Origin of the sequence: Streptomyces sp. NPDC001594, assembly GCF_042893675.1 — a bacterium.
Classification (GTDB): domain Bacteria; phylum Actinomycetota; class Actinomycetes; order Streptomycetales; family Streptomycetaceae; genus Streptomyces.
Window position 1 is genome coordinate 43,727 of sequence record NZ_JBIAVB010000021.1, and the last position, 22,977, is coordinate 66,703.

Sequence of the window (22,977 nt, forward strand, 5' to 3'; positions counted from 1 at the left end):
TCGGCTCTACTGCTATGCAGCCCCCGAGCGGGGAGCGTACCGGGGAGGGGCTCGACGATGACAGCGGACCGGAGGGCCAACGGGGGTGCGCGCACGCCCTCTTCGCACCGGCGCCGCCCGCGGCTGCGGGGGAGCAGGGCGTTACCGGCCCTGCTGCTCTCGGTGTTCCTGCTGGTGGGCGTCGGTGCCGCCACGGGCATCGCCTGGGACCCCTTCCCCTCCGGCGCCCCCGCCCCCGCCCCCGCCCCCGCCGCCGGCACCGGCGCGCCTTCGTCCCCGGCGCCCTCCGGCACACGGCCCGCGAGCGGCGACGGGGACGCGGCCGACGGCGGAGCCCGGGGCGGGGCCACGGCCCCCGCCACCACCGGCCAGGTGGACACCGGCGGGCCGCGCCCCGCCGGCGCCCTGCCCTTCGACCTGCCGGGGCCGGCCGCCCTGCGTTCCGGCGCGGCCGGCCGCAAGCTCGTGTTCGCCCACTACTTCACCCCCTACCCGCTCTCCCTGGACAACGCGAGCGCCGACTCCGACTACTACACCCGCAACTACCTCGACCCCGGCGGCGAGAACGGCAAGCACCAGCGCTACGGGGGCCTGCTCCGCGACCGCCCGCTGCCCGTCCCGCCGAAGGCCGGGGACTGGGAGGGCGCCAACCTCCGGCAGGAGGTGCGCACCGCCCGGGACGCCGGTGTCGACGGCTTCACCCTCGACCTGCTCTCCCTCTCCGGCAAGAACTGGGAGCGTGCCCGGCAGCTGATGGAGGCGGCCCACGCGGTGGACCCCGCCTTCAAGATCATGCTGATGCCCGACATGACCGCCCTGGACACCGACGACCCCGCGGTGCTCGCCGACGCCGTCGCCACCCTCGCCGCGTCCCCGGCCGCCCACCGGCTCGCCGACGGCCGCCTGGTGCTCTCCCCGTTCAAGGCCGAGCAGAAGGACCCGGCCTGGTGGGGCCGGGTCGTCGACACCCTCCGGACGCGGCACGGGATCCGGACCGCGCTCGTCCCGCTCTTCCTCGACTTCGACGCCCACGCCGCTGCCTTCGCACCGATCAGCTACGGCTTCTCCGAGTGGGGCAGCCGCAGCTACGCCGGCCAGGACGGCGCCGCCGCCGACGTCCGGCGGGCCCACGAGCTGGGCGGGATCTGGATGCAGCCGGTGTCCGTCCAGGACGCCCGCCCCAACCAGGGGATCTACGACGAGGCCGGCAACACCGCCACCCTGCGCTCCACCTGGACCCACGCCATCGAGGACGGCGCCGACTGGGTCCAGCTGACCACCTGGAACGACTACTCCGAGGGCAGCCAGTTCGCGCCCTCCCTGCACAACGGCTACGCCTACCTCGACCTCACCTCGTACTACCTGACCCGCTTCAAGACCGGCGCCTGGCCGCGCATCGTCCGCGACACCCTCTACCTCACCGCCCGCACCCAGTTCGCCGACACCGGCCCGACGGGCGCCCAGTCCCTGCTGATGTCCCTGCGCAAGGGCAGCGCCGCCGCCCGGGACACCGTGGAGGTGCTCAGCCTCCTCACCGGCCCCGGGACCGTGCGCACCACCGTCGGCCGCACCACCCGCGAGCACCCGGCCCCGGCCGGACTCCACGCCGAACTGCTCCCGCTCGGCCCCGGCATCAGCTCCGCCCGGCTGGTGCGCGACGGCCGGGCCACGACGGAGGTGGAACTGCCCTACCCGGCGGACCGCACGGTGCCGGTGCAGGACCTCCAGTACTACGCGGCGACCAGCGGCCGGGCGGGGGTAGGAACGGCGGGGTAGGAACAAGGGAGGCGAAAACGGGCGCCGGCGGGGCGCGGCCAGGCCAATCCCGTCCAAGCGGCCCTTTCGCCGGGCCCCGGCACGCCGCATGCTGCCGGAGCCGGCCCACGAGGCCAGGCGCGCCCGCCCGTCCCCGACCCGGAGGCACCCGTGACCGATCCGACCGCCCCGCCCGCCTTCCCCGGCGGCCCCGCCCTGTTCCGGCTGGACCCGGCCGTCGCGCACCTCAACCACGGCTCGTACGGGGCGGTGCCGCTGCCCGTCCAGGAGGCCCAGGAAGCCCTGCGCGCCGAGGCCCACGCCGACCCCGACGCCTTCTTCAACGGGGTCTCCGAACGGCTCACCGCCGCCCGGGGCCGGATCGCGGCGCGCCTGGGGGCGGACCCGGACGGCCTCTGCTTCATCTCCAACGCCACCGAGGGCGCCAACCTCGCCCTCGACGCCGTCCCCCTCGCCGAAGGCGACGAGATCCTGGTCACCGACCACGGCTACGGCACCGTCGTCGACGCCGCCGCCCGCCGGGCCAAGGTCACCACCGTCAGCCTGGACCCCCGCCTCCCCGACGAGGACGCCGTGCGCGAGGCCGTACTGGCCGGGGTCACCTCCCGCACCCGGGTGGCCGTCCTCGACCACGTCAGCTCGCCCACCGCCCGGCTCATCGCCGGCCCCCGGCTCCTCGCCGAGCTCGCGGAGCGCGGGATCACCACCGTCGTCGACGGCGCCCACGCCCCCGGCATGCTGGCCGATCCGATCGCCGCGGGCGCCGACTTCTGGTTCGGGAACCTCCACAAATGGGGGTACGCCCCCTCCGGCAGCGCCCTCCTCGCCGTCGCCCCGGCCCACCGCGCCCGGGTCCGCTCCCTCAGCCCCTCCTGGGAGGACCACCGCGGCTTCCCGCTCTCCGTCGAGTACCGGGCCACCTTCGACTACACCGGCTGGCTCGCCGCCCCCGAGGGCCTCGACCTCCTGGAGCGCCTCGGCGCCGACCGGGTCCGGGCCCACAACGCCGCCCTGGCCGGCTACGGCGCCGAACTGCTCGCCCGGATCCCCGGCCTCACCCCGCTGCCGCACACCCCGGGCCTGGCCCTGCGCTCCCTGCTGCTGCCGCCCGGCGTGGCCGAGACCCGGGAGGCGGCCACGGCACTGCGCGAGGAACTCGCCGCGAAGCTCCGTATCCGCGTCCTGGTCTGGCCCTGGCCGGGCGGCGGCGGGCTGCGGGTCTGCGGGCAGGTCTACAACCGGCCCGAGGAGTACGAACGCCTCGCCGCGGCCCTGCCCGCCTACCTGCGCTGACCGCCGGCGCCGTCAGGCGCGCCGCAGGAGGTAGGTGTCCATGATCCAGCCCTTGCGGGCCCGGGCCTCCGTCCGCAGCTCCTCGATGCGGCCCGCCACCTCCGACAGCTTCCCCGAGACCAGGATCTCGTCCGGGGTGCCCACGTACGCGCCCCAGTAGATGAAAAGGTCCTGGTCCAGGTGGGCGGTGAAGGCGTGCCGGGCGTCCAGCATCACCACCACGTCGTCCACGTCCTGCGGCCAGCCCTCCGCCAGCCGCCGGCCCGTGGTGATCTGGACCGGGCGCCCGACCCGGTTCAGGTTGGTGCGGTGCCGGGCCAGCAGCGCCGACACGCTGCTGATGCCCGGCACCACCTCGTGCTCGAACGACACCCGGCCGCGCTCCAGCACCTCGTCGAGGATCGCGAGCGTGGAGTCGTACAGCGAGGGGTCGCCCCACACCAGGAACGCGCCCGTCTCGCCGTCCGCCAGGTCCTCGGCGACGAACCGCTCGAAGATCTCCGCCCGGGCGCTGCGCCAGCCGTCCACGGTCGGCGCGTACTCCGCCGGGGTGCGGTCGCGGTCCGGGTCGCGGCCCTCCACCAGACGGTGGCCCGGCCGCGCGTGCGCCTCCAGCATGGTGCGCCGCAGCCCCGTCAGGTCCGCCTTCTCCTCCCCCTTCTCCAGGATGAGGAATGCGTCCGCCGCGCCGATCGCCTTGACCGCCTGGAGGGTCAGGTGGTCCGGGTCGCCCGCGCCTATACCGATCACTGAGAACTTCTTCACCGGGCTATTGTGCCCACCATGCGTGTCGCCCTGTTCGTCACCTGCGTCAACGACGCCCTGTACCCCCGTACGGGCATCGCCGTCGTCCGCCTCCTGGAGCGGCTCGGGGTCGACGTGGACTTCCCGGCGGCCCAGACCTGCTGCGGCCAGCCCCAGTACAACACCGGCTACCGCCGCGAGGCCGAACCGCTGCTGCGCCGCACCGCCGAGGCCTTCGCCGGCTACGACCACGTGGTCACCCCCTCGGGCTCCTGCGCCGCCATGGTCCGCGCCCACTACCCGCGCATCGCCCGCCAGGCCGCCCTGGAGGGGCGGGGGAGCGGACTGGAACGGCTCGCGGAGGAACTCGTCCCACGGGTGTACGAGCTCACCGAGTTCCTGGTCGACGTGCTCGGCGTGACCGACGTGGGCGCCTACTTCCCCCACACCGTCACCTACCACCCCTCCTGCCACGGCCTGCGCACCCTCGGGCTGGGTGAGCGTCCCCGGCGGCTGCTGGCCGCCGTCAAGGGCCTGGACCTCCTCGAACTGCCCGGCGCCGAGGAGTGCTGCGGCTTCGGCGGCACCTTCGCCGTCAAGAACCCCGACGTCTCCGCCGCCATGGGCGCCGACAAGACCGCCGCCGCGCTGGCCACGGGCGCCGAGGTGCTGTGCGGGGCCGACAACTCCTGCCTCGCCCACCTCGACGGCACCCTCCGCCACGCCGGGGCCCCGCTGCGCACCCTGCACCTCGCCGAGATCCTGGCGTCGACCGAGGAGGACCCGCTGCCATGACCCGCACGGACCTGGGCATGCCCGCCTTCCCGACCTCCGGCGCCTCCCCCGCCTTCCCGCCGTTCCCGCAGGCGGCGGGGGAGGCCGTACGGGACGAGGTCCTGCGGGCCAACCTCCGCCGCGCCACCCACACCATCCGCGACAAACGGGCCCGCGCGGTCACCGAACTCGCCGACTGGGACCGGCTGCGCGCGGCCGGCCGGGCCGTCAAGGACCACACCCTGCGCCACCTCGACCGCTACCTCCTCCAGCTGGAGGCCTCCGTCACCGCGGCCGGCGGCACCGTGCACTGGGCGGCCGACGCCGACGAGGCCAACCGCATCGTGACCGGCCTGGTCCTGGCCACCGGCGCACGCGAGGTCGTCAAGGTCAAGTCGATGGCCACCCAGGAGATCGGCCTCAACGAGGCCCTGGAGGCCGCCGGGATCGCCGCCTACGAGACCGACCTCGCCGAGCTCATCGTCCAGCTCGGCCACGACCGGCCCTCGCACATCCTGGTCCCCGCCATCCACCGCAACCGCGACGAGATCCGCGACATCTTCCGCACCGAGATGGGAAGGTGGGGCCGCCCGGCCCCCGAAGACCTCGGCGACGACCCCCGCGAACTCGCCGAAGCCGCCCGGCTCCACCTCCGCGAGAAGTTCCTGCGTGCCGAAGTCGCCGTCTCCGGCGCCAACTTCATGGTCGCCGAGACGGGCACCATGGTCGTCCTCGAATCCGAGGGCAACGGCCGGATGTGCCTGACCCTCCCCGACACCCTGATCTCGGTCGTCGGCATCGAGAAGGTCGTGCCCACCTTCCGCGACCTGGAGGTCTTCCTCCAGACCCTGCCGCGCTCCTCCACGGCCGAGCGGATGAACCCGTACACCACCATGTGGACCGGGACCACCGGCGGCGACGGCCCCTCCGCCTTCCACCTCGTCCTCCTCGACAACGGCCGCACCGACACCCTCGCCGACCAGACCGGCCGCCAGGCCCTGCGCTGCATCCGCTGCTCCGCCTGCCTCAACGTCTGCCCCGTCTACGAACGCGCCGGCGGCCACGCCTACGGCTCCGTCTACCCCGGCCCCATCGGGGCCATCCTGAGCCCCCAACTCCGCGGCACGGGCAACGAGATCGACGCCACCCTGCCCTACGCCTCCACCCTGTGCGGGGCCTGCTACGAGGTCTGCCCCGTCGCCATCGACATCCCCGAGGTCCTGGTCCACCTCCGCGAACGCCTCGCCCAGGGCGGCCCCGTCACCCGCGCCGGGATCCGCGTACGGCTGCGCCCCGCCGACGGACACACCGCCGAACGGGCCGCCATGCGCGCCGCCCGCCTCCTCCTGGACCACCCCGGCGCCCTGCGCGCCACCGAACGCCTCCTGGCCCGCGCCCGCCGCCTGCGCCCCCGCCGGCTCCCCGGCCCGGGCCGCGCCTGGACGGACACCCGCGCCCTTCCCGACATCCCGGCGGAACCCTTCCGCGACTGGTGGCTCCGCGAACGGGGGAACCGGGGTTGAGCACCAAGGACCGCATCCTGTCCCGCATCCGACGGGCCAACGCCCACGCCCCGGAGGCCCCGCCCGTCCCCCGGGACTACTTCCGCACCCACGGCACCCGCACCCCGGCCGAGACGGCCGACCTGCTCGCCGCCCACCTCACGGAGTACCGCGCGAAGGTCCACCGCACGGACGAGGACGGCCTCCAGGACCTCCTCGCCCGCCTGCTCTCCGCCTCCCGCACCGTCCTCGTCCCGCCGGCCCTGCCCCCGCACTGGCTCTCACGGACGCCCGCCACCCGCGTCCACGACCACGCCGCCTCCACCCCGTACGAGCTGGACCGGGTCGACAGCGCCGTCACCGGCTGCGCGCTCGCCATCGCCGAGACCGGCACGATCGTCCTCGACGGCGGCCCCGACCAGGGCCGGCGCCGCATCACCCTGATCCCGGACCACCACGTCTGCGTGGTCCGCGTCCCCGCCCAGGTCGTGGACTCCGTCCCGCAGGCCCTCGAACGCCTCGACCCCGCCCGCCCGCTGACCTGGATCTCCGGCCCCTCGGCCACCAGCGACATCGAACTCGACCGGGTCGAGGGCGTCCACGGCCCCCGCACCCTGGACGTGGTCCTCCTCGACACCCCCGCACAATGAGGGCATGTCATCCCGCATCGCCCTCACCACCCTCGTGGTCCGCGACTACGACGAGGCCATCGACTTCTACACCCGCGCCCTCGGCTTCGAACTCGCCGAGGACACCGCCCGCCCCGACGGCTCTCGCTGGGTCGTCGTCCGCCCGCCCGGCGCCAAGGAGGCCGCCCTCCTCCTCGCCCGCGCCAAGGACGACGCCCAGCGCTCCCGCATCGGCGACCAGACCGGCGGCCGGGTCGGCTTCTTCCTCCACACCGCCGACTTCGCCGCCGACCACGCCCGCATGGCCGCCGAGGGCGTCCGCTTCCTGGAGGAGCCGCGCCACGAGCCGTACGGCTCCGTCGCCGTCTTCGAGGACCTCTACGGAAACCGCTGGGACCTCCTCCAGCCGGCCTAGACCGGGCCGGACAGCCGGGGGGCCTCGGCCGCCGCGCCGATCCGCTCCCCGGCCTCCACCCGCTCGGCCAGCTCCCCGGCCCACGCCACCAGCCCGGCCACGTCGATCCCGTAGGCGTTCCCGCGCCCGGCCAGGGCCCCGGCCCCGCGCCGCAGCAGCCGCGCCCCGCCGACGGCGTTCCCCCGCGCGGCGTGCGTCAGCCCCACGGCGAGCTGCGCCAGCGCCCGCCACAGCGCGGCGTCCTCCGGCGGCCCGGACTTCCAGGCATCCTCGAACACCTCGTGCGCGTGGAACGGCATCCCGGCGTCCAGCAGCCGCTGCGCCTCCGCGACCGTCTCCCCGGGCGCCCGCACCGCCCCCTCGGGCTGCCGCGCCACCCCGTCGGCCCCGTACTCCAGCGGCCGCCCCAGCCCGTCCCGCGGCCGCGCACTGCGCGCCCGCCCCGCCCCGTCCCGATCCCGCTCCCTACCGTCCACCGACCCATCCTCCCCCGCCCCGCTCACCCGTGCACACGCACCCCTCAACGTGGGGTAATGTTCTGCATGTGCCCGGCGCACGAGGGGGAAACCCCAGGTCGCAGGGGCAACGGGACGTGGCGCAGCTTGGTAGCGCACTTGACTGGGGGTCAAGGGGTCGCAGGTTCAAATCCTGTCGTCCCGACTCGAAAGAGTCGCAGGTCAGGGGCTGTTTTGGAGCAATCCAAAACGGCCCCTTGATCGTTTTTGGGGACCAGTTGGGGACCAGAGCGGTCAGTGCGGGTCAGATTGCGGTGACGGCCGTGACTGGCAGCGAACGAGGTGCACGGAGCACCATGAGGTGCGCAGACAGCGCGGCACCAGCTGCGGTGATCTGGCCGGCGTCGGGGTGCAGGTAGCGCTGAGTGGTGGTCAGCGAACCGTGCCCGGCGATCTTGCGTAGGACGTGAAGTGGTACGCCGGCGTCGGCGAACCAGGTCAGTCCGGTGTGGCGCAGGTCGTGCCGTCGGAGGTGTTCGAAGCCGAGTTCCGTGACGACGTCGTCCCAGTGAGTGGCGTCGCGTAGGACCGCAGTGGAGATGCGACCGCCACGCGGTCGGAAGAAGATCCGGGCATCGGGGTCATTGCCGATGGCCAGCAGCCGCTGGGCAACCATCGGCCGTACTTCTTCGATGAGGCGTACCTTGCGGGCGCGTTTTGCCTTACACGTCATCTCATTTGGCGAGTTGGCGGTAGCAGATGAGGGTGCAGGCGAGGCTGGTAAAGGCGAGGAAGTGCTCCGCTTTGCGTTCGTAGCGGCGGTGGAGTCGGCGGCAGCCGGCGAGCCAGGCCATGGTCCGTTCGATGGTCCAGCGATGTCGACCGAGTCGCTGGGAGTTATCGATGCCCTTGCGCGCGATGCGGTGCTGGATGCCCCGCTGTGCCAGCCATTGCCGCAGGTGACGGTAGTCGTATCCCTGGTCGCCGTGGAGCTTGGTGGGCCTTCGCCGACGGGGCCGCGGCGGGAGCGAATCGGGGGTATCCCCTTCACGAGCGGGATCAGGGCCTGGCTGTCGTGGACGTTGGCGCCGGAGATGCCGACGGACCGGGGCAGACCGGTCCGCTCCGTGATCAGATGGATCTTCGAGCCGTACTTGCCCCGGTCGACAGGATTCGGACCTGTCAGGTCCCCCTTTTCAGGGCCCGCATGTTGACCGAGTCGATCGCGCACCGCGACCAGTCCAGGTCGCCGCGCCAACCGAGCTCGTCGAGGACCAGGCGGTGGAGCTTGGCCCACACCCGGGCCTTCGTCCATTCGGTGAAACGGCGGTGGGCCGTCGCGCCGGAAGGGCCGAACGAGGCCGTCGGCAGCTGCTGCCACGTGCAGCCAGAGGTCGCCACAAACACGATCGCGGCCAGCACCTCACGGTCGCCGTGACGACGCCGGCCGCCACCTTGCGGCCGCGACGGCGCCTCCGGCACCACCCGCTGGAACAGCTCCCACAGCTCATCCGGCACGAGCCGCTCGACGATCCCCGCCACAGCAGCAGCCTACCCAGCCAGATGAGATGCCTTGTTAGCGGTGGATGCCAGAGAAGCCGCCGCCGACGGCGGCGGTGGCCACGCGTCGCGGTAACGGGTGCCTTCGGAGGTTCCTTTGTGGCATCGGCGGGATGCCGATGCCACAGACGGGTCAGAGGCCAGATGGCGGAAGGCTGGACACAGTCGCGTTTGGCTGCGTTTCCCGCTGGAGTGACGGGCCGGCGGGCTCCTGCTCGGGTAGTCCGTCGTAAGCGACGTCGAGAGAGGACCCGGCGGGGAGGCAGAGCACGATAATCCCGCCTGCCATGGCAAGGGCGAAACTCCACAGTCCCATGATGCCCGCGATGGAGAGGTGGAAGAGCAGTCCGGCGGCCATGACGTACTGCCGTCTGCGGAAGGGGATGAGCAGGCTGGCAGCCAAGGACAGCTCGATGACCATCGGTACCCACGTCATGAGTGCAACGCCCAGTGCCGTGGAGATCACGGGGGTCACCAGGGTGGCTAGCCATGGGGCGGGACCGAAATCAGGGTTGGTCCCCCAGTACCACATGGCTGTGCCGTCGGCCCATTCCGAGTGGGGCAGTTTGGCGACGGCGGCCTGGAAGTACAGGACCGACATCTGCAACCGCAGGACGAAGAGACTGCTATGCCCCAACAGCAGGAAGGCACGGTGAGATGAGCTGGTCAGGGGGCGAGTGGGCGGCGGCTGCCAGTGCCAGCGACGAGGGTCGCCCAACGCGGGGAGGATGAAGAGCACCGAGAGGATGAGCGCGATCTGGTCTCCTCCATCGACGATGGCGATGCCGGAGAACACGCTGTAGTTGATGTAAGCGTGAGGCAGTGCCGTCAGGCGTGGGCGCCATCCGGAGGCGGTGATCAGGAGCGTGACGACGCATACCCACTTGATCCAGGTGAGACCGGTGTAGTCGTGCGGTGAGAGACAGAAGACGCTGCCTGCGGCAGCGGACTGGCAGGAGGGGTAGTCGCCGAGTGTCGCCACCGGGCGGAAAAGAGTCTGCGCGCTGGATGCCGCGAGTGTGCCGGCCGTGCCGAGGGCGACGAGGGTTCGGGCCAGCCCGTAGACGTTGGTCCATGGCAGGGGAATGGAGTGTTTCGTCATCGGCAGGTCACCTGCCAGCTCGCAACCCTGGTAGAGGTCGCGTGTTCTGATGACAGGTCACGCCATGCCCACGGCACCGGTTTCATCTCGACGACCGCAGCTTGGCCGCAGAGGGTAGGAGCAGGGGACGGGTTGGTTACGGACGGCCGGTTCTTGACACGTGACAGGCACTGGTCGACCGTGTCCGCGCTGTCGCAGGCGGTCCAACGTGTGTCCTTTTGCCGCAGCATCAGGGCGGCTTCGATGCCTTGTGTACGGGAGGCGCGGTCGAAGCCGAAGGCGTTGGAAGGCCGTGAGTGCGGTGTCAAAGAGATATTCTTCCAATTACCGTCGACCAAGCGATACGGGGCGTAGCTGGGGTCCTTGGCCGACTTGGTGAAGAAGGCCCATCCTTGTGGCGCCGTGACGGTGGCGAGTTTGCGCACTTTTTCCTGCGCGGGAAGTGATACCACATTGTGGGGGAGGAAGCTTTGAGCCACGTAAAGAATGGCCACCGTCCATCCCGCGACGACCGCTGCTACCCAGGAGCGCGGAACATCGGCGGTGCCGGACGGGTTTTTGCATCTGACGTCGAAACGGAATAGGCGCACGGTTCTCCCTGGTGCGGTGTGCACGGGTTCGGGTGCTCTGCCCTGGGCGAGGGCGCGACGCGTTGCTGGCAGACGGCGGTAGGGCGCTCCCAGGCGCGCCCCACCGCCCTGCCGGTGCCAGGCTCTGTCTCAGGCGGCCAGGGCCTGGGTGAGCTTGGCGATGCGCTGCTCACTGGCGAGCGAGTTGTCCTCGCCCTCCGGTGCCACGGAGGTGGTGTTGATGTACTTCCAGGCCTGAACGGCCACGGCCACGGAGAGGTTCACCGCGGCGCCGGCGTTGAGGACGACCAGCACGTCGATGGCGAGGATCACGCATGTTCCGCTCGCCGTGCCGGGGTCGGGTGCGTCCGCCCTCTCCTTCGCCAGCGCCCGAAGGGCGCTGTTGCCGTCGGCGATGCCGCTCTGGACCTGGCGGGGGTTTCCGGAACGGAGCTTTTCGGAGAAGGTCTGGAAGAAGTCCGGTTGCTTCTCTTGGATCACGTTCATCACGGCAGATGTGGCCTTGTGCTTCTCCGCCGTACTGTTCTCCCCGCTCAGTTTTGTCACCTGGCGGAATTCCGGCGACTTGCTCAGTTCCTCGGCCACGGAGCCCTGTGCGAAGTAGACGCCGGCGAACAGGGTCCGTCCGTCTTCAACCGAGCCCACGTTGGGAGCTGCCGAGTGCGCTGATGCGGCGGTGGGGCTGCCGCTGGTTGCTGTCGCTCCGTGCGCGGCGACGCCGGTGAAGGCGACCGCTAACGCGGCTACGGTTGCAACCGCGGTGTTTCTGGTCTTCACGTGCGACTCCCCGAACTTGCGTTGATTGGTCGGATTGGTCGTGCGCATGCCATCGCGATGGACGGCGATATCGTACACGTAATCGATTGCTCAGGGCGTGGCATTTTTCACTCATGGTGACCGGTGTCACATTGGGCGCATTATCGGAGGAGTGTATTCCGTCGCGCGGTGCTCAGCAGACGGGCCCCCATGCAGTGAGTAATGGGAACGTCCGGATATGGCCTCACGGAACCCGTTTCCATTGTTCTAGCTTGATACGAACAGAAAGTTTCGGAGACACCGGAGACCCCCTCACGGAACGGAGCTTGCGTGCCAACAGCAGACGAACAGCACGACATGCGCCCCGGGCTCAGAGCCGCCGCGATAGTCGCACCCTTCATCACAGCACTGGTCGCCACGCTCGCTGCGTACTTGCTGCTACGGCAGGGGCTGCCGGACCGGATGGCCACCCACTTCGGATTCAACGGCGCCGACAGGTATAGCCCTTCGAGTTCGGCCCTGGCTTCATACCTGGTGATCTTCGTCATCGAGGCTGCTCTCTTCCTGATCTGGGCGCTGGCCGGCGACGACGAGGACAGTGCGCCAGGCTCGTTCCGCACGATCGTCACCCTTGCCTGGGCGGCCGCGATGGCAACGGCGTATCTGATGTATTCCCTGCTGCAGGCCAGCACCAAGTCCGCTGACGGCCAGGACGTCTCTGTCCCTCTCCACCAGTTCTTCATCGCGCTCGCCATTGGCGCTGCGATCGCGCTCATAGGCCGCTTTCTCCGACGGAGGCACTGATGCACTCTCAGCACGATGACAAGCGAACGGTCTGGTACCGGTCCCAGTACAGCGGTTGGATGCTCGCTGTCGGCGTAGTTCTCGCCATCGCCCTCCTCACGGTCGCCGCCTTCGTCGACGAGTACCGAACGGTCAGTCTCATCCTCCTGACCGCAGCAGCCGCCTTCCTCGTCACCGGCGGCATCAAGGTGACCGTGTCCGCAAACGGCGTCACGGTGGCGTCAGCCCTTGCGCCCTTCCTTCGACGCCAGATCACGGTGGACCGGATCGCACGCGCCGAAGCTCGCTGGACCCGGCCCATGGAAGTGGGCGGCTGGGGTTACCGATGGAAGCCCGGGATGCGGGCGGTCTCCCTCAGGGAAGGCGACGCTCTCTGGCTCGAACTGACCCGCGGGACACGCTTCGTCATCACCGTCGACGACGCCGAGACAGCAGCGGACCTGGTCAACCACTACCTGCCGCCGCGCAGCGAGGCCGACTGACATGCTCATCACCATCGATCCCGAGGCACGCACGCCGCTGGCGGAGCAGATCGCCGCCTGTATACGCCGCGGACTGGCCGATGGCACCATCCACAAAGGTGAACGGCTCCCGGGAGCGCGTGCCCTCGCGGCGACCCTCAGCGTCAACATGCACACCGTGCTGAGGGCCTATCAGCAACTCCACGAGGAACGCCTCATCGAACTACGCCCCGGGCGCGGTGCCATCGTCACCACGACCACCCCGACCTCCCAAGCCCTGCTGATCGAGGCATGCCGCCGCGTCGTACAACTGTCGCGAGCACACGGGCTGACGCAGCCCGAGACGCTCGCCCTGGTCGAGAAGCAGTTCAAATCACGCTTGTGATCGCCTGCCAGGACGAAGGCCCTGCTGGGCGTATATCGACGACAGCGGCTGGTGACGGCCCGTGCCCGGACCGCGGTGAGGTGTTTGCTGTTGAAGAGAAGCAGGTGAGGACATGGGGGCTCAGACGCCAGCCCAAGCCGTCGGTCTCATCCCGACAGCTGCCCTGCGGTGGCCAACCCCTGTGCTTGGCGTCAACAGGCCTGCCTATGTGACATCTATAGCGCCTGGGCTCAGAGGTCCGCGTCGCCGAAGCGGCCCAGCATCACCTGGTTGTACTGCTGGTGGACGAAGCCGATACCGTTCAGCAGCAGTCCGACGACCAGTTCCTGCTGCACGAGATCCTCTCCCAGCCCGGCAGGGGCTGGAGCCACCGCGTGGGGGACCGGATCGGGCAACGCTTGGAGCAGTCGTGGTTCCTAGACCTCCTGGACCCCGAGGTAAAGGCCGGTGACAAGCACTTCCGCCGCCACGACCAGGCGATGACGGAGCTGTATCAGCTCGTAGGATCGCAGGTATGGGAATTGACTGGGAAAACATACTCGGCACAAGCGGGAACGGTCTCGACGAGGCATACGACAGGGCGGTCTCCTCGGTCGTCTATGGCGAGACCTCGGAGGACGACCATCGGCCACTCCCAATCGGCGAAGAGTTCGACGACACGGATGGCCTGCGCTGACCTGAGGGCGCACGCAGAGACTGCCTGATGAGCCGGGGTTGCTTATTGGGCTTGGTCTGCTCTGGCGGGCGTTGGGGATCAGAGGCTTCTGCCCCGTAATGAACCGGTGGTCAAGCGTGCCATCAGGAACCTCGCCTGGCCGTGTCCAGATGGGCGCGGCACGGGTGGCGAGAAGTTGCGCTCGGACGGCCCGGCGTCCGTCGCCGGCTTCTTCGGCGGGGCACTGAGCTGGCCGGGGAATCGCGGGTCAGGCCGGCATAGCGGGAATCGACTTCGGCTTTCCGTTCGGGTGCGGACGCAACTGCTCCTAGCGGTTTTCGGCGCGTACTGCGGTGGCATCGTGCATCGGGCCTGGGTGCCTCGCCGGCCGACCGGCCTGCCGATCGTGGAGGGCGAGACTCCGGACAGGACGCGCGGGGGCGGCTGGCGCAGCCTGACCCCCGACGCCCCCCGATCATTCAGGCCCGGGCCGGTGCGCCCATCCTGACCTCCCGTGGTCTCCCCAGGGCACTCGGGAGCGGGGCGTGATGATCGTGTCCCGCCTCGCCACGAACCCGCTCCGGCCAACCGTAGTCACGCGGAAGAACGAGTGTCGGTCCCAGGGGGCCATGCGCTGCAGAGCACCTCGGTCACCCCGGCCGTTCCGGGCCATCAGGCGGTTGCCTGCCAGTTCCAGTGCCCGGACCACTGCCATCGCGGATACCGCGACCACGGCTGCCGTCGGCTGAGCCATTAGCTCTCCCCAGCTGTGCGTCGCTCGCGCCAGGCCGCGATCTCACGGCCCAGATTGGGCGACCTGCTGTGGCGCCCTGAGGGTCTCCCATGGCAGCAGGGCCCACGTCTCTGGCAGCCTGTCAAATAGCGGGCCGCCGATCCACCTGGCCAAGGGTGAATCCACCGGCGGCGCCGGCCTGCTTGGGGGGCTCCTGCGCTCCTTGGCCGATAGGCTGGATCTGGCCGGAAGTGCATGGGCGAGGAGCTTCCTGCTGCTGCTCGTCGAACCGGCTGCGGGGCCGAACGTCCGGAACACCATCGCGCACGATCTGTGGGAGTCGCTTCCCCTGCGCCACCAGACCGCGATGGTCCTGTTGGCTGCGTTGATCTTCCTCGGCGCGGCATCGGCCGGCTCGGCCAGCAAAGCAGAAGGGTGAGGCCGCTTCGGCCAACCAGTTAGCCGGCGCGGCGTCCAGCCCTGTCGGCTCCCTCAGTCGCGGTGAAGAAGGTTGGCTGCTTCCTTGACGATCACTGCCACCACACCGGTCACGAACGCGCCCAGCACCCTGTCCACCAGGTTGCCTTCCTGCCGCCGTCCGGCTCGAGCCGGACGGGGGTGTGCGCGGTGCCGCTTGCGTCGAGTCATGGAATCCTCCAAGGCGTCTTGCCGTTGCGCTCGGTACCGTCCGGCCAGCTGCGCAAGGGCTCCTGTCTGACGCACATCACCTTGCCGGGGCAAAGACAGAGCCAGCCCGGGAACGGCCCCCGTCTCGGTGTAACTTCCAGAACGTGGAAGAAACGCACGTCAAGGAGTGGGAGCCGGGCACAGCGGACGATCTCGTGCGCGATGCGGAAGCCCTTGGTGTCGAGCAGGTCTCCGCCAGGATGATCACTGACTGGGTGGAGGTCGGCCTTCTGGCCGCACCCGAGTTCCACAAATCCACGCAGCACGGTCGAGACCCCGGCGTGTTCCCCGCGGTGCAGCGCCGGCTGTTCAGCGAACTGCTACAAGCCCGCAAGCGGTCCCCGCTCAAGCGGATTCCCCACCACACCTTGATTCCGGTGGTGCTGTTTGTCTGGCTCACCGATGACACCGTCGTCCCTGTGGGGCAGGCGCGCAGAGCGCTTCGCACGTACGCGCAGACCACTGGCAAGACGAACAGGGCCCGGCGGCAGGAGAACGCCCGCCGCATCGTGGACCAGTTCGCCCACCCCTCCGCCACGTACCGGCAGCGCCGCACCGTCCAACTGCTCATCGAGGAGGGGGAGCGGACCCGTAAACCGGACTGGGAGAAACTGCACTCGGCGCTCACGGCTCTGTGCTCGCCATGGCGTACTGCCAGAGTGCCCCTGCTGGAGCGCGGCATCGGCCGACCGGACATGCCCTTGACGGTGACCGATTCCATCGTGCTCAAGGTGGCCGCTCAGCGGCTGACGGCACGGCTCGGCGCCGAGGAGGTCCGCGAAGAGGATTTCCTCGAAGCGCGCAGGGTGCATCGGATCGACTGGGCGCAATACGAGGCGGCTCGGAGCCAGCAGCACCCCGCAGGTACTACCCCCGGCTTCTTCGTAGCCCCCGAAAGCATGGAGGCGCGAGCCCGAGAACAGGTCCACGCGTACACAGGCACCCTTGCAGGCATGCTGGGCATCATCGCCCAGGTGGCCACCGGGACGCAGGTCGGGCGTGTCCCGTTCTGATCATCGCTGTGCGTAGACATGACGGCCAGGCCGCGGACGGGAGAGGCCCACGAGGTGGCCGCCGCAGCCGCGAGGACGAGCGCGTCCGTCAGAAGGGGCGCTTCGACTCTCGCGATGGCGGGGACTCCGCCTGCAGTCAGGGCGTCGAGGGACCTGCCGCCGGTGACCAGCCAGATCGACGTCTGCTGGTTCCGAGAGCTCCGGGGCTCACTTGCTTGCGGACCACACGGACCGTCGCCCTCGCGCAGGCGGCCAACTGCGCAGGATGTTGCCGTGCGAAATCCCTCAGCTTGGGGACCAGTGCTGGGGACCAGTGTGCATGACACGCATCTTTCGATCGAGTGGTCATCGAGGCCACGGCGTCTCGATGATCTTCTGGAGGTCGGTTGGGCCGCCCGCCCGCGCGGCGATTGTTGAGGGACCTTGGGGACCAGTTGGGGACCAGCGTCCATGGACATGGGTCCACGCAGTGCCTACCTGCGAACGCAATACGCCCTCGAACGGCCGTTCATGTCCCGATTGGTCCCCCTGCCTAACGATCTGGGGGTCAAGGGGTCGCAGGTTCAAATCCTGTCGTCCCGACTCTGCTTTTCGCAGGTCGGAGGTCGTTCTCTCATCCATGAGAGGGCGGCCTTTCGTGCGTCCGGAGCCATGGTGGTCACAGCCACGCCGGGCGGCCGGCAACAGCAGCGGGTCACCGGTCCGTGTCGGCCGTGTACTTGGCGGTGTACTGCTGGGCGATCTCCCGTTGCTCGCGCTCCATCCAGGGGGCCGCGACCAGTACGTCCGGCAGCATCGCCCGTTCCGTGGTCACCGCGCGGAACAGGCGGGAGACGGTGACACCGTGGTCCGGGCGGTGGACGACGACGATGCGGTCGCCCGCGCGGACCTCGCCTGCCTCGATGACGCGGAGCATGGCGCCCGGGGACGCCGCCCGAGTGAAACGGCGCACCCAGCCCCTCTCACCGAGCCAGCCGGCGAAGGTGCGGCACGGGATGCGTCCGCCGGTCACCTCCAGGACGGTGGCGGGGCCGACCCGCCACCGTTCTCCGATCAGCGCGCGGCGGAGGTCCATGCCCAGGACCGTCAGGTTCTCGCCGAAGGAACCGTTGCCCAGGACCCGGTCCAGATCCCGCTGCCAGTCGTCCAGGTCCTCCCGGGCGAAGGCGTACACGGCCCGGTCGGCGCCGCCGTGGAAGCGCAGGTCGCAAACCGTGTCACCGCTGACTCCGCCACCCGCGAGGCCGGGGGGCCCAGCGGGGACCACCCGGACCGGCCCGTCGACCGGCCGCTTGTCGATTCCGGTCGCGCCGCCCGGGGCGTCCGTGTAGGTCACCGCGCGGGGCCGGCCGACGTTGACGCTGAGCACGGAGCCGTGCGCACCGCTCACGCTTCGGGCCGCCGCGTGACCGGCTGAGCCCCCGCGGGGGAGCGGGTCTCGGGGGCGAACGGGCAGCGCCATTGCGCGGACGTCCGCATCCCGGAGTACTGGCGCGCCTCGGACGCCTCACCGAACTCGGCCAGGTTCGGGTTGATGGAACCCTGCAGGCGCGTGTCGCGCTCACGGATGCGGCGCTGCAGGCCCTGGTAGACGTCGTTGTCCACCAGGCGCTTGAACTGGTGGTGCGAGTTGAACGCCATCGCGGGGAACGGGAAGCGGCGCGTGATGCGCGACGCGTTCTCGTGCAGGCCCACGATGAAGAAGGGGTGTCCGGCCACGCTGAAACCGAACCTCGGGGAGGCCGGATCCGGATCTGCTCCTTCCGCCCAGGTGAAGCCGCGTTCGGCGTCCAAGGCGTGCAGATCGGTCAGCTGCTGCCACAGCACTGCGTGGAAGTCCGGCTCCGTGAGCCGCAGCGGTCCCTCGAAGACCGCGACGACGGTGGCGAAGTTCTGCTCGGGGCTGAGGTCGCGTGAGACGAACTCGGTGAGGGCGTCGTGGAGCGCCGCCGTCGCACTCCCGGTGCCCATGACGCCCACGTGGGCCTGGCGCAGGCTCCCGCGGCGCAGAGCCGACTTGGCCCCGAGGCAGGAGAACTCCTCGCTGTCTATCCAGGCCGCCAACTGGTCATGGACGGACACGGTTGTCATCGGACCTCTCCCTCGGTGTATCGGCCAGGGTGCTGTGCTGTGCTGTGCGGTACTTTGCGGTGCTGTCGTGTGCTGCTCCGCTGAGGGGTTCGTGCGCCCGCTGCTCGTCGCTTCGGCACCGCGACCCCTCAGCCCCGCACGACACGGGCCGCCGCGGAGCGCGCGTCGTGCGCCGTCAGGAGGTCCGACGGCCGAAGGTGCCACCCGCGTTTGCGCATCGCGCCGCTCACCCGGAGGGCTGCGAGCGAGTCTCCGCCGTGCGCCAGAAAGTCGTCGTCGGGACCGAAGGCGGGGGCGCGGAGCTGGGCGCGTACCAGGTCGACGAGCAGGGTGAGTTCCTCGGCCTGCTCGGCCGGGCCGGCATCGCCCGCCGGAGTCACGGCGGGCGCGGCCGCGTCATCCCTGGGCGCACAGGGTCCCGATGCGGTGGCCGCCGGCGCGGACACCGCGTACTCCCGCGCGAGTACCGCCGCCACCGCCCGGCGGTCGATCTTGCCGGAGCCGGTCAGCGGAAGCGCGTGGTGGACCCGTATGAGGCCGGGGACCAGGTGCGAGGGCAGGCGTCCGCGCAGGTCCTTGCGGATCTGCTCGGCCGTCGGGCCGCCCGCGGTCACCGAGAGCGCGGCGGCCAGGATGCGCCCGCCGGTCCCGGTCTCGTCGTCGATGGCCACGGCAGCGGCCGCGGTGACCCCCGCCGTGGCCGTCAAGTGCCTTTCCACATCGTCGAGCTCGATCCGATGGCCACGGACCTTGACCTGATTGTCCAGACGGCCGAGGAACTCCAGGGCGCCGTCCGCGTGGCGCACGACCAGGTCTCCGGTGCGGTACATCCGCGCGCCGGCCACCACGGCGAACGGGTCGGGACGGAAACGCTCGGCCGTGCGCACCGGGTCACCGAGGTACCCGAGGGCGAGCGGGTTCCCGCCGACCCACAGCTCGCCGGGGCGGCCGTCCTCGGCGGGACGCCGATCGGCGTCGAGAACGTGGAGCCGGCGCTCGCCCACCGGGCCGCCGATGGGTAGGCCGGTCGTCGCCGGGACCGGCTCGTCCGCCCGCAGGACGAACGCCGTGCAGGTCACCACCGTCTCGGTCGGCCCGTAGCCGTTGACCAGCGTGCAGTGGCCCAGCGGACCGTCCCGGTGCACGCGGACGTCCTTCGTGACCGCCGCCTCGCCGCCGATCACGACGGTGCGCACGCCGTCGAAGGAGAGGCCGGCGCCGTCCCTCCCCCGCATCTGGGCGCAGACCAGGCGCCAGTAGGCGGTCGGAAGCTGCAGCACCGACACGCCCAGATCCCGCACCCGGTGGGCGAGGTCCGCCGGGCTCAGGGCACGGTCCGGCGTGTCCAGGAAGGCCACCGTGCCACCGACGGCGAGCGTCGGCCAGATCTCCTCCTGCGCGACGTCGAAGCCGAGCCCGGCGAACTGGAGCACGGTGTCGGTGTCGCGCAGTTCCAAGAGGTCCCCGATGCCGGTGGTGTGCTCGGCGAAGCTGTCATGGCCGACGAGCACGCCCTTGGGGGTGCCGGTCGATCCCGAGGTGTAGATGACGTAGGCCGCCCGGTCCCCGGAGGGGCCGACCGTCGGACGTGCGGGGGAAGCCGTGTCCGCCAGTGCTCGGGGGCCTTCGGCGTCGACCACGGCCCGGGCTCCCGAACGGCTCAGCAGCCGGTCCCGGTAGGCGTCGGGGGCCGCGGCGTCCATGGGCAGGAAGGCGGCGCCGAGGTGCCAGCACGCCAGCATGGCGACGACGGCCCCGGGGCCGGAGGGCAGGCGCAGACCGACGACGTCGCCGGCGCCCACTCCGAGCGACGACAGTTCGGCGGCGGCCTTACGCGCGTGCTCCGCCAACTCGGCGTAGGTCACTGCCGCGTCGGCGGTCCGCAGGGCGACGCGCTCGCGGACCGCCGCGTCCGGGTGCCCGGCCGTCGCGGCGATCCGGTCGGCCACCCGCGGGGAGGCGGTGGTGGGGGCAGCGGAACGGGTGAGGCTGATGGAGGTCATCGGCTACCTGACTCGGTGGGAAGGTTCGGACGGTCATCAGCGGCCGAGGCGTCCGCCGGCTCGGCGTGCACGAGCCGCAGCCGACGGCCGCCGGACAGGGCGACCAGGAAGCCGACGCCCCCGCAGAGGGCCGCGAAGGCGTAGGCGGCCGGCGCGCCGCGGGAGTCGGCGACGTGGCCGCTCACCGAGGACCCGACGGACACCCCGAGCCAGAGGGCCGTGGACTGCCAGGCCAGCGCCTCCGTGCGGTGTGAGGCGGGCACACCGTCCACGACCAGCATCATGGCGACGATCATGGCCGGGCAGGAGCTCGACCCGGCCAGCAGAAGCACGACGCCGGCCCCGGCGAAGTTGTCGACCACGACCATCGGCAGGATCCCCACCGCCATGATCAGCGTCGAGACCCACAGGATCCGCGGCAGCGGAGCCGACCACTCCCGCGCGCCGTAGGCCACACCCGCCACCGAGCTGCCGATCGCGTAGACCCCCAGCAGGACGCCCGTCATGAAAGGCTGCTGCTTCGCGTCGGAGAACGCGACGGTGGCGATGTCGATCGAGCCCCACATGGCGCCGAAACACAGGTTCAGTGCCGCCACGAGAGCCACCGGCCCCAGGAACAGCGCGCTTCCGCCGGTCCTGGGACCGGGCTTGCGTCGCGGCTCCGTGCGCCGGCTGAGCGCGAGCAGGACACTGCCACCGCACACGAGGACCAGCGCGCTGACGAGGCCCGCGGCCGGGCTCACCCCGACGGCGAGTGAAGTGGCGATGACCGGGCCGACGATGAAGACGACCTCATCGACCAGGGACTCCAGCGCGAAGGCCGTCCCCCTCAGGGACGAGCCCTCCAGCAGGCCGCTCCAGCGTGCCCGCACCATCGAGCCGAAGGCGGGAGTCGCCGCGCCCGTCAGCGCCGCCGTGACGCACAGGACCCACAGCGGCGTCCCTTCGCCGAGTGTGCTCACGACGAACGCGCCGCCGCTCACCGCGCACAGCACCGCGCAGGAGAGCAGTACCTTGTGCTGCCCCACCCGGTCGGCCACCCGCGCCAGTTGCGGCGCGGCCACCGCGTACCCGACCGCGGAGACGGCCGACAGGGCACCCGCCGTGCCGTAGTCGCCCCGTGTCGCCGAGACGAACAGCAGGATGCTGATGCCGGTCATGCCCAGCGGCAGCCTGGCGAGCGTGCCGGGCAGGAAGAATCCCCACGCCCCCGGGATCGCCAGTACGGTGCGGTAGCGCGCGACTCCCGTGCTCATCGCTTCAGCTCGGCCAAGAAGTCCGCGACCAGGCGCGTGAGTGCCTCGGTCTCCTCGAAGTGGACGGCGTGACCGGCGTCGAGTTCGCGTGTCTCCAGATCGGGGTGGCCGCGCAGGAAGTCGCGGACGCGGTCGTTGTCGACCAGCTTGTCCCGGGTGCCGAACACCGCCCGCACCGGCAGCCGTCCGATGCGCCCGTACTCCGTCTCGGACTTGACGGCGATGGCCTCCCAGGCGTCGATCGTGGCGGCCGTCACGTGGGAGAGCTTCAGCTTGTCGTCCTCGATGGCCGCCAGCCACTCCGTCCGGTCGGTGAAGTCGGACGGGCGCAGCGGCACCCTGATGAAGGGGCGCGTCGCCTCGACGGTGATGCCGAGCTCCTCGACGACCTCCAGGGCGGCGTCGATCGAGCGGTCCAGCACGTCGGCGTAGCGGTCGTTGAAGAAGAAGCCGGGGCAGACCATGAGCAGGCTCGCGAGCACCTCGCGGTCGGCGAGCCCGGCCGCGACGACCGTCGCGACCTGGGCGCCGAAGCACCAGCCGGCCAGGTGGACGCGGGTCGCGGGGCGGGCCTCCTTGAGGGCGCCCAGCAGCAGCGCGATGTCCCGGACGGCCAGGTCGCCGTCCGGGATGTGTCCGCGCACGGCGTTGAGCCCCGAGCCGCGCAGGTCGACGGCGAGGAAGGCGACGTCGTCGCCGAGTCCGGTCAGCCGGGCGCCGAGCGGCTCCTGCCAGCCCGAGTGGCTCATGCCCCCGTGGAGCATCACCACGAGGTCGGCAGCGGTCTCGGAGCCCCACCGCCGGTAGTGCGTGACGTAGCCGTCCGGCTGCTCGAAGGTGCGGACGCCTTCCAGGGCGTTCTGGGCTATCACCGCTGCTCACTCCTCTGTGTCGCCGTGGTGTCCTCGGTGCACGCGAGCGCCTCGACCTCGACGCGCAGCGCGGGTGTGGCCAGTGCGGCCACCGTCATGACGGTCATGCACGGGCGCAGGTCGCCCAGCCACTCACCCATCCGCCGACGCCGGCGCTGCACGTCGACCTCGCCCGCGAAGTAGAACGTCAGTTTGACCAGGTCCTCGTGGCGCATGCCCGCCGCCTCGAGATTGGCCGTGACGTTGTCCAGCGCGACGCCGAGCTGCTCGACCGGGTCGTCGGGCAGTTCCCCGCTGGGGGTCATGCCGATCTGGCCTGAGATCACGAGCCACCGGACCGAGCCGGTGATCTCGGCCTGGTGCGAGTACGCGGCGAGCGGCGCCGCGATCCCCTGGGGGTTTCGGAAGCTGTTCACGGGTC

The 22,977-nt window shown here is 70.9% G+C and carries 25 protein-coding genes, 1 tRNA gene and 1 pseudogene; 13 read left to right on the plus strand and 14 right to left on the minus strand.

All coding sequences use genetic code 11. From position 1 onward, the window contains the following. The first annotated feature begins 57 nt into the window (after positions 1 to 57). Both ACFY0O_RS32755 and ACFY0O_RS32760 read left to right on the plus strand, forming a co-directional pair. Positions 58 to 1,776 carry a glycoside hydrolase family 71 protein gene (locus ACFY0O_RS32755; protein ID WP_388953532.1) on the plus strand — a complete coding sequence of 573 codons (1,719 nt, stop codon included), beginning with the start codon at positions 58 to 60 and terminating at the stop codon, positions 1,774 to 1,776. Between the two features lie 150 nt (positions 1,777 to 1,926). Next, entirely contained in the window at positions 1,927 to 3,069 is a 1,143-nt protein-coding gene (locus ACFY0O_RS32760; RefSeq protein ID WP_388953535.1) for an aminotransferase class V-fold PLP-dependent enzyme, read from the plus strand. A gap of 12 nt (positions 3,070 to 3,081) precedes the next feature. On the opposite strand, the gene cobF is transcribed toward ACFY0O_RS32760, so the two are convergent. Beyond that, complete coding sequence (gene cobF / locus ACFY0O_RS32765; RefSeq protein ID WP_388953538.1) at positions 3,082 to 3,834, minus strand: precorrin-6A synthase (deacetylating); 753 nt, start codon at positions 3,832 to 3,834, stop codon at positions 3,082 to 3,084. A gap of 18 nt (positions 3,835 to 3,852) precedes the next feature. Between cobF and ACFY0O_RS32770 the strand changes: the two genes are divergently transcribed. Genes ACFY0O_RS32770 through ACFY0O_RS32785 form a run of 4 tightly spaced genes read left to right on the plus strand, consistent with a single transcriptional unit; the run spans position 3,853 to position 7,133 of the window. Continuing rightward, positions 3,853 to 4,608, plus strand: coding sequence for a (Fe-S)-binding protein (locus ACFY0O_RS32770; protein ID WP_388953540.1), 756 nt, complete (start codon positions 3,853 to 3,855; stop codon positions 4,606 to 4,608). Then, the gene (locus ACFY0O_RS32775) at positions 4,605 to 6,110 is read left to right on the plus strand and encodes a lactate utilization protein B (RefSeq protein WP_388953543.1); all 1,506 of its coding nucleotides are present in this window, start codon (positions 4,605 to 4,607) and stop codon (positions 6,108 to 6,110) included. Before ACFY0O_RS32770 ends, ACFY0O_RS32775 begins: the two co-directional genes overlap by 4 nt. After that, on the plus strand, positions 6,107 to 6,739 hold the full coding sequence (locus tag ACFY0O_RS32780) for a lactate utilization protein C (RefSeq protein ID WP_388953546.1): 633 nt from the start codon (positions 6,107 to 6,109) through the stop codon (positions 6,737 to 6,739). The genes ACFY0O_RS32775 and ACFY0O_RS32780 overlap by 4 nt, the downstream gene beginning before the upstream one ends. Positions 6,740 to 6,743: 4 nt before the next feature. Further along, positions 6,744 to 7,133 (plus strand): VOC family protein, encoded by a 390-nt coding sequence (locus ACFY0O_RS32785; RefSeq protein WP_388953548.1) that lies wholly within the window; start codon positions 6,744 to 6,746, stop codon positions 7,131 to 7,133. Here the strand turns inward: ACFY0O_RS32785 and ACFY0O_RS32790 are convergent. Then, positions 7,130 to 7,609 (minus strand): DUF309 domain-containing protein, encoded by a 480-nt coding sequence (locus ACFY0O_RS32790; RefSeq protein WP_388953551.1) that lies wholly within the window; start codon positions 7,607 to 7,609, stop codon positions 7,130 to 7,132. The genes ACFY0O_RS32785 and ACFY0O_RS32790 overlap by 4 nt on opposite strands. A 110-nt stretch (positions 7,610 to 7,719) precedes the next feature. On the opposite strand from ACFY0O_RS32790, the gene ACFY0O_RS32795 reads away from it, so the two are divergent. Continuing rightward, positions 7,720 to 7,793 (plus strand) — tRNA-Pro (locus tag ACFY0O_RS32795). 99 nt (positions 7,794 to 7,892) lie between these two features. On the opposite strand, the gene ACFY0O_RS32800 is transcribed toward ACFY0O_RS32795, so the two are convergent. From ACFY0O_RS32800 to ACFY0O_RS32820, 5 genes and pseudogenes are all read right to left on the minus strand, one after another. Beyond that, positions 7,893 to 8,321, minus strand: a complete 429-nt coding sequence (locus ACFY0O_RS32800) for a tyrosine-type recombinase/integrase (RefSeq protein WP_388953554.1) — start codon at positions 8,319 to 8,321, stop codon at positions 7,893 to 7,895. Between the two features lies 1 nt (position 8,322). Then, positions 8,323 to 9,121: pseudogene (locus tag ACFY0O_RS32805) on the minus strand (IS5 family transposase). 160 nt (positions 9,122 to 9,281) lie between these two features. Next, positions 9,282 to 10,250: a sporulation-delaying protein SdpB family protein gene (locus ACFY0O_RS32810; protein ID WP_388953557.1), complete on the minus strand. Its 969-nt coding sequence runs from the start codon at positions 10,248 to 10,250 to the stop codon at positions 9,282 to 9,284. Then, the gene (locus tag ACFY0O_RS32815) at positions 10,247 to 10,744 is read right to left on the minus strand and encodes an SdpA family antimicrobial peptide system protein (RefSeq protein ID WP_388953559.1); all 498 of its coding nucleotides are present in this window, start codon (positions 10,742 to 10,744) and stop codon (positions 10,247 to 10,249) included. The genes ACFY0O_RS32810 and ACFY0O_RS32815 overlap by 4 nt, the downstream gene beginning before the upstream one ends. 225 nt (positions 10,745 to 10,969) lie before the next feature. Then, the gene (locus ACFY0O_RS32820; protein WP_388953562.1) at positions 10,970 to 11,695 is read right to left on the minus strand and encodes a hypothetical protein; all 726 of its coding nucleotides are present in this window, start codon (positions 11,693 to 11,695) and stop codon (positions 10,970 to 10,972) included. A 231-nt stretch (positions 11,696 to 11,926) separates the two neighbouring features. Between ACFY0O_RS32820 and ACFY0O_RS32825 the strand changes: the two genes are divergently transcribed. The 5 genes from ACFY0O_RS32825 to ACFY0O_RS32845 all read left to right on the plus strand — a co-directional run bounded on the left by ACFY0O_RS32825 (position 11,927) and on the right by ACFY0O_RS32845 (position 15,073). Then, positions 11,927 to 12,400, plus strand: coding sequence for a DUF1648 domain-containing protein (locus tag ACFY0O_RS32825; RefSeq protein ID WP_388953564.1), 474 nt, complete (start codon positions 11,927 to 11,929; stop codon positions 12,398 to 12,400). Beyond that, positions 12,400 to 12,882: a hypothetical protein gene (locus ACFY0O_RS32830; RefSeq protein ID WP_388953567.1), complete on the plus strand. Its 483-nt coding sequence runs from the start codon at positions 12,400 to 12,402 to the stop codon at positions 12,880 to 12,882. The genes ACFY0O_RS32825 and ACFY0O_RS32830 overlap by 1 nt, the downstream gene beginning before the upstream one ends. Position 12,883: 1 nt before the next feature. Continuing rightward, the gene (locus ACFY0O_RS32835) at positions 12,884 to 13,246 is read left to right on the plus strand and encodes a GntR family transcriptional regulator (RefSeq protein ID WP_388953570.1); all 363 of its coding nucleotides are present in this window, start codon (positions 12,884 to 12,886) and stop codon (positions 13,244 to 13,246) included. A gap of 514 nt (positions 13,247 to 13,760) precedes the next feature. Continuing rightward, positions 13,761 to 13,922 carry a hypothetical protein gene (locus ACFY0O_RS32840; protein WP_388953572.1) on the plus strand — a complete coding sequence of 54 codons (162 nt, stop codon included), beginning with the start codon at positions 13,761 to 13,763 and terminating at the stop codon, positions 13,920 to 13,922. Between the two features lie 935 nt (positions 13,923 to 14,857). Then, the gene (locus ACFY0O_RS32845) at positions 14,858 to 15,073 is read left to right on the plus strand and encodes a hypothetical protein (RefSeq protein ID WP_388953575.1); all 216 of its coding nucleotides are present in this window, start codon (positions 14,858 to 14,860) and stop codon (positions 15,071 to 15,073) included. A gap of 53 nt (positions 15,074 to 15,126) precedes the next feature. On the opposite strand, the gene ACFY0O_RS32850 is transcribed toward ACFY0O_RS32845, so the two are convergent. Continuing rightward, positions 15,127 to 15,282, minus strand: coding sequence for a hypothetical protein (locus ACFY0O_RS32850; RefSeq protein WP_388953577.1), 156 nt, complete (start codon positions 15,280 to 15,282; stop codon positions 15,127 to 15,129). A gap of 143 nt (positions 15,283 to 15,425) precedes the next feature. Between ACFY0O_RS32850 and ACFY0O_RS32855 the strand changes: the two genes are divergently transcribed. Continuing rightward, a complete protein-coding gene (locus tag ACFY0O_RS32855) occupies positions 15,426 to 16,334 on the plus strand; it encodes a hypothetical protein (RefSeq protein ID WP_388953580.1) in 909 nt (302 codons plus the stop codon). 694 nt (positions 16,335 to 17,028) lie between these two features. Here ACFY0O_RS32855 and ACFY0O_RS32860 read toward each other — a convergent pair. The 6 genes from ACFY0O_RS32860 to ACFY0O_RS32885 form a co-directional block, all read right to left on the minus strand. Further along, on the minus strand, positions 17,029 to 17,724 hold the full coding sequence (locus ACFY0O_RS32860) for an MOSC domain-containing protein (protein ID WP_388953582.1): 696 nt from the start codon (positions 17,722 to 17,724) through the stop codon (positions 17,029 to 17,031). Further along, positions 17,721 to 18,425: a guanitoxin biosynthesis heme-dependent pre-guanitoxin N-hydroxylase GntA gene (gene gntA / locus ACFY0O_RS32865; RefSeq protein ID WP_388953585.1), complete on the minus strand. Its 705-nt coding sequence runs from the start codon at positions 18,423 to 18,425 to the stop codon at positions 17,721 to 17,723. The genes ACFY0O_RS32860 and gntA overlap by 4 nt, the downstream gene beginning before the upstream one ends. 128 nt (positions 18,426 to 18,553) lie before the next feature. Further along, on the minus strand, positions 18,554 to 20,428 hold the full coding sequence (locus tag ACFY0O_RS32870) for a non-ribosomal peptide synthetase (RefSeq protein ID WP_388953588.1): 1,875 nt from the start codon (positions 20,426 to 20,428) through the stop codon (positions 18,554 to 18,556). Further along, positions 20,425 to 21,684, minus strand: a complete 1,260-nt coding sequence (locus ACFY0O_RS32875; protein ID WP_388953591.1) for an MFS transporter — start codon at positions 21,682 to 21,684, stop codon at positions 20,425 to 20,427. The genes ACFY0O_RS32870 and ACFY0O_RS32875 overlap by 4 nt, the downstream gene beginning before the upstream one ends. After that, the gene (locus ACFY0O_RS32880; RefSeq protein WP_388953595.1) at positions 21,681 to 22,556 is read right to left on the minus strand and encodes an alpha/beta fold hydrolase; all 876 of its coding nucleotides are present in this window, start codon (positions 22,554 to 22,556) and stop codon (positions 21,681 to 21,683) included. Before ACFY0O_RS32880 ends, ACFY0O_RS32875 begins: the two co-directional genes overlap by 4 nt. Next, the gene (locus tag ACFY0O_RS32885; RefSeq protein WP_388953598.1) at positions 22,553 to 22,972 is read right to left on the minus strand and encodes a RidA family protein; all 420 of its coding nucleotides are present in this window, start codon (positions 22,970 to 22,972) and stop codon (positions 22,553 to 22,555) included. Before ACFY0O_RS32885 ends, ACFY0O_RS32880 begins: the two co-directional genes overlap by 4 nt. Positions 22,973 to 22,977 lie beyond the last annotated feature (5 nt).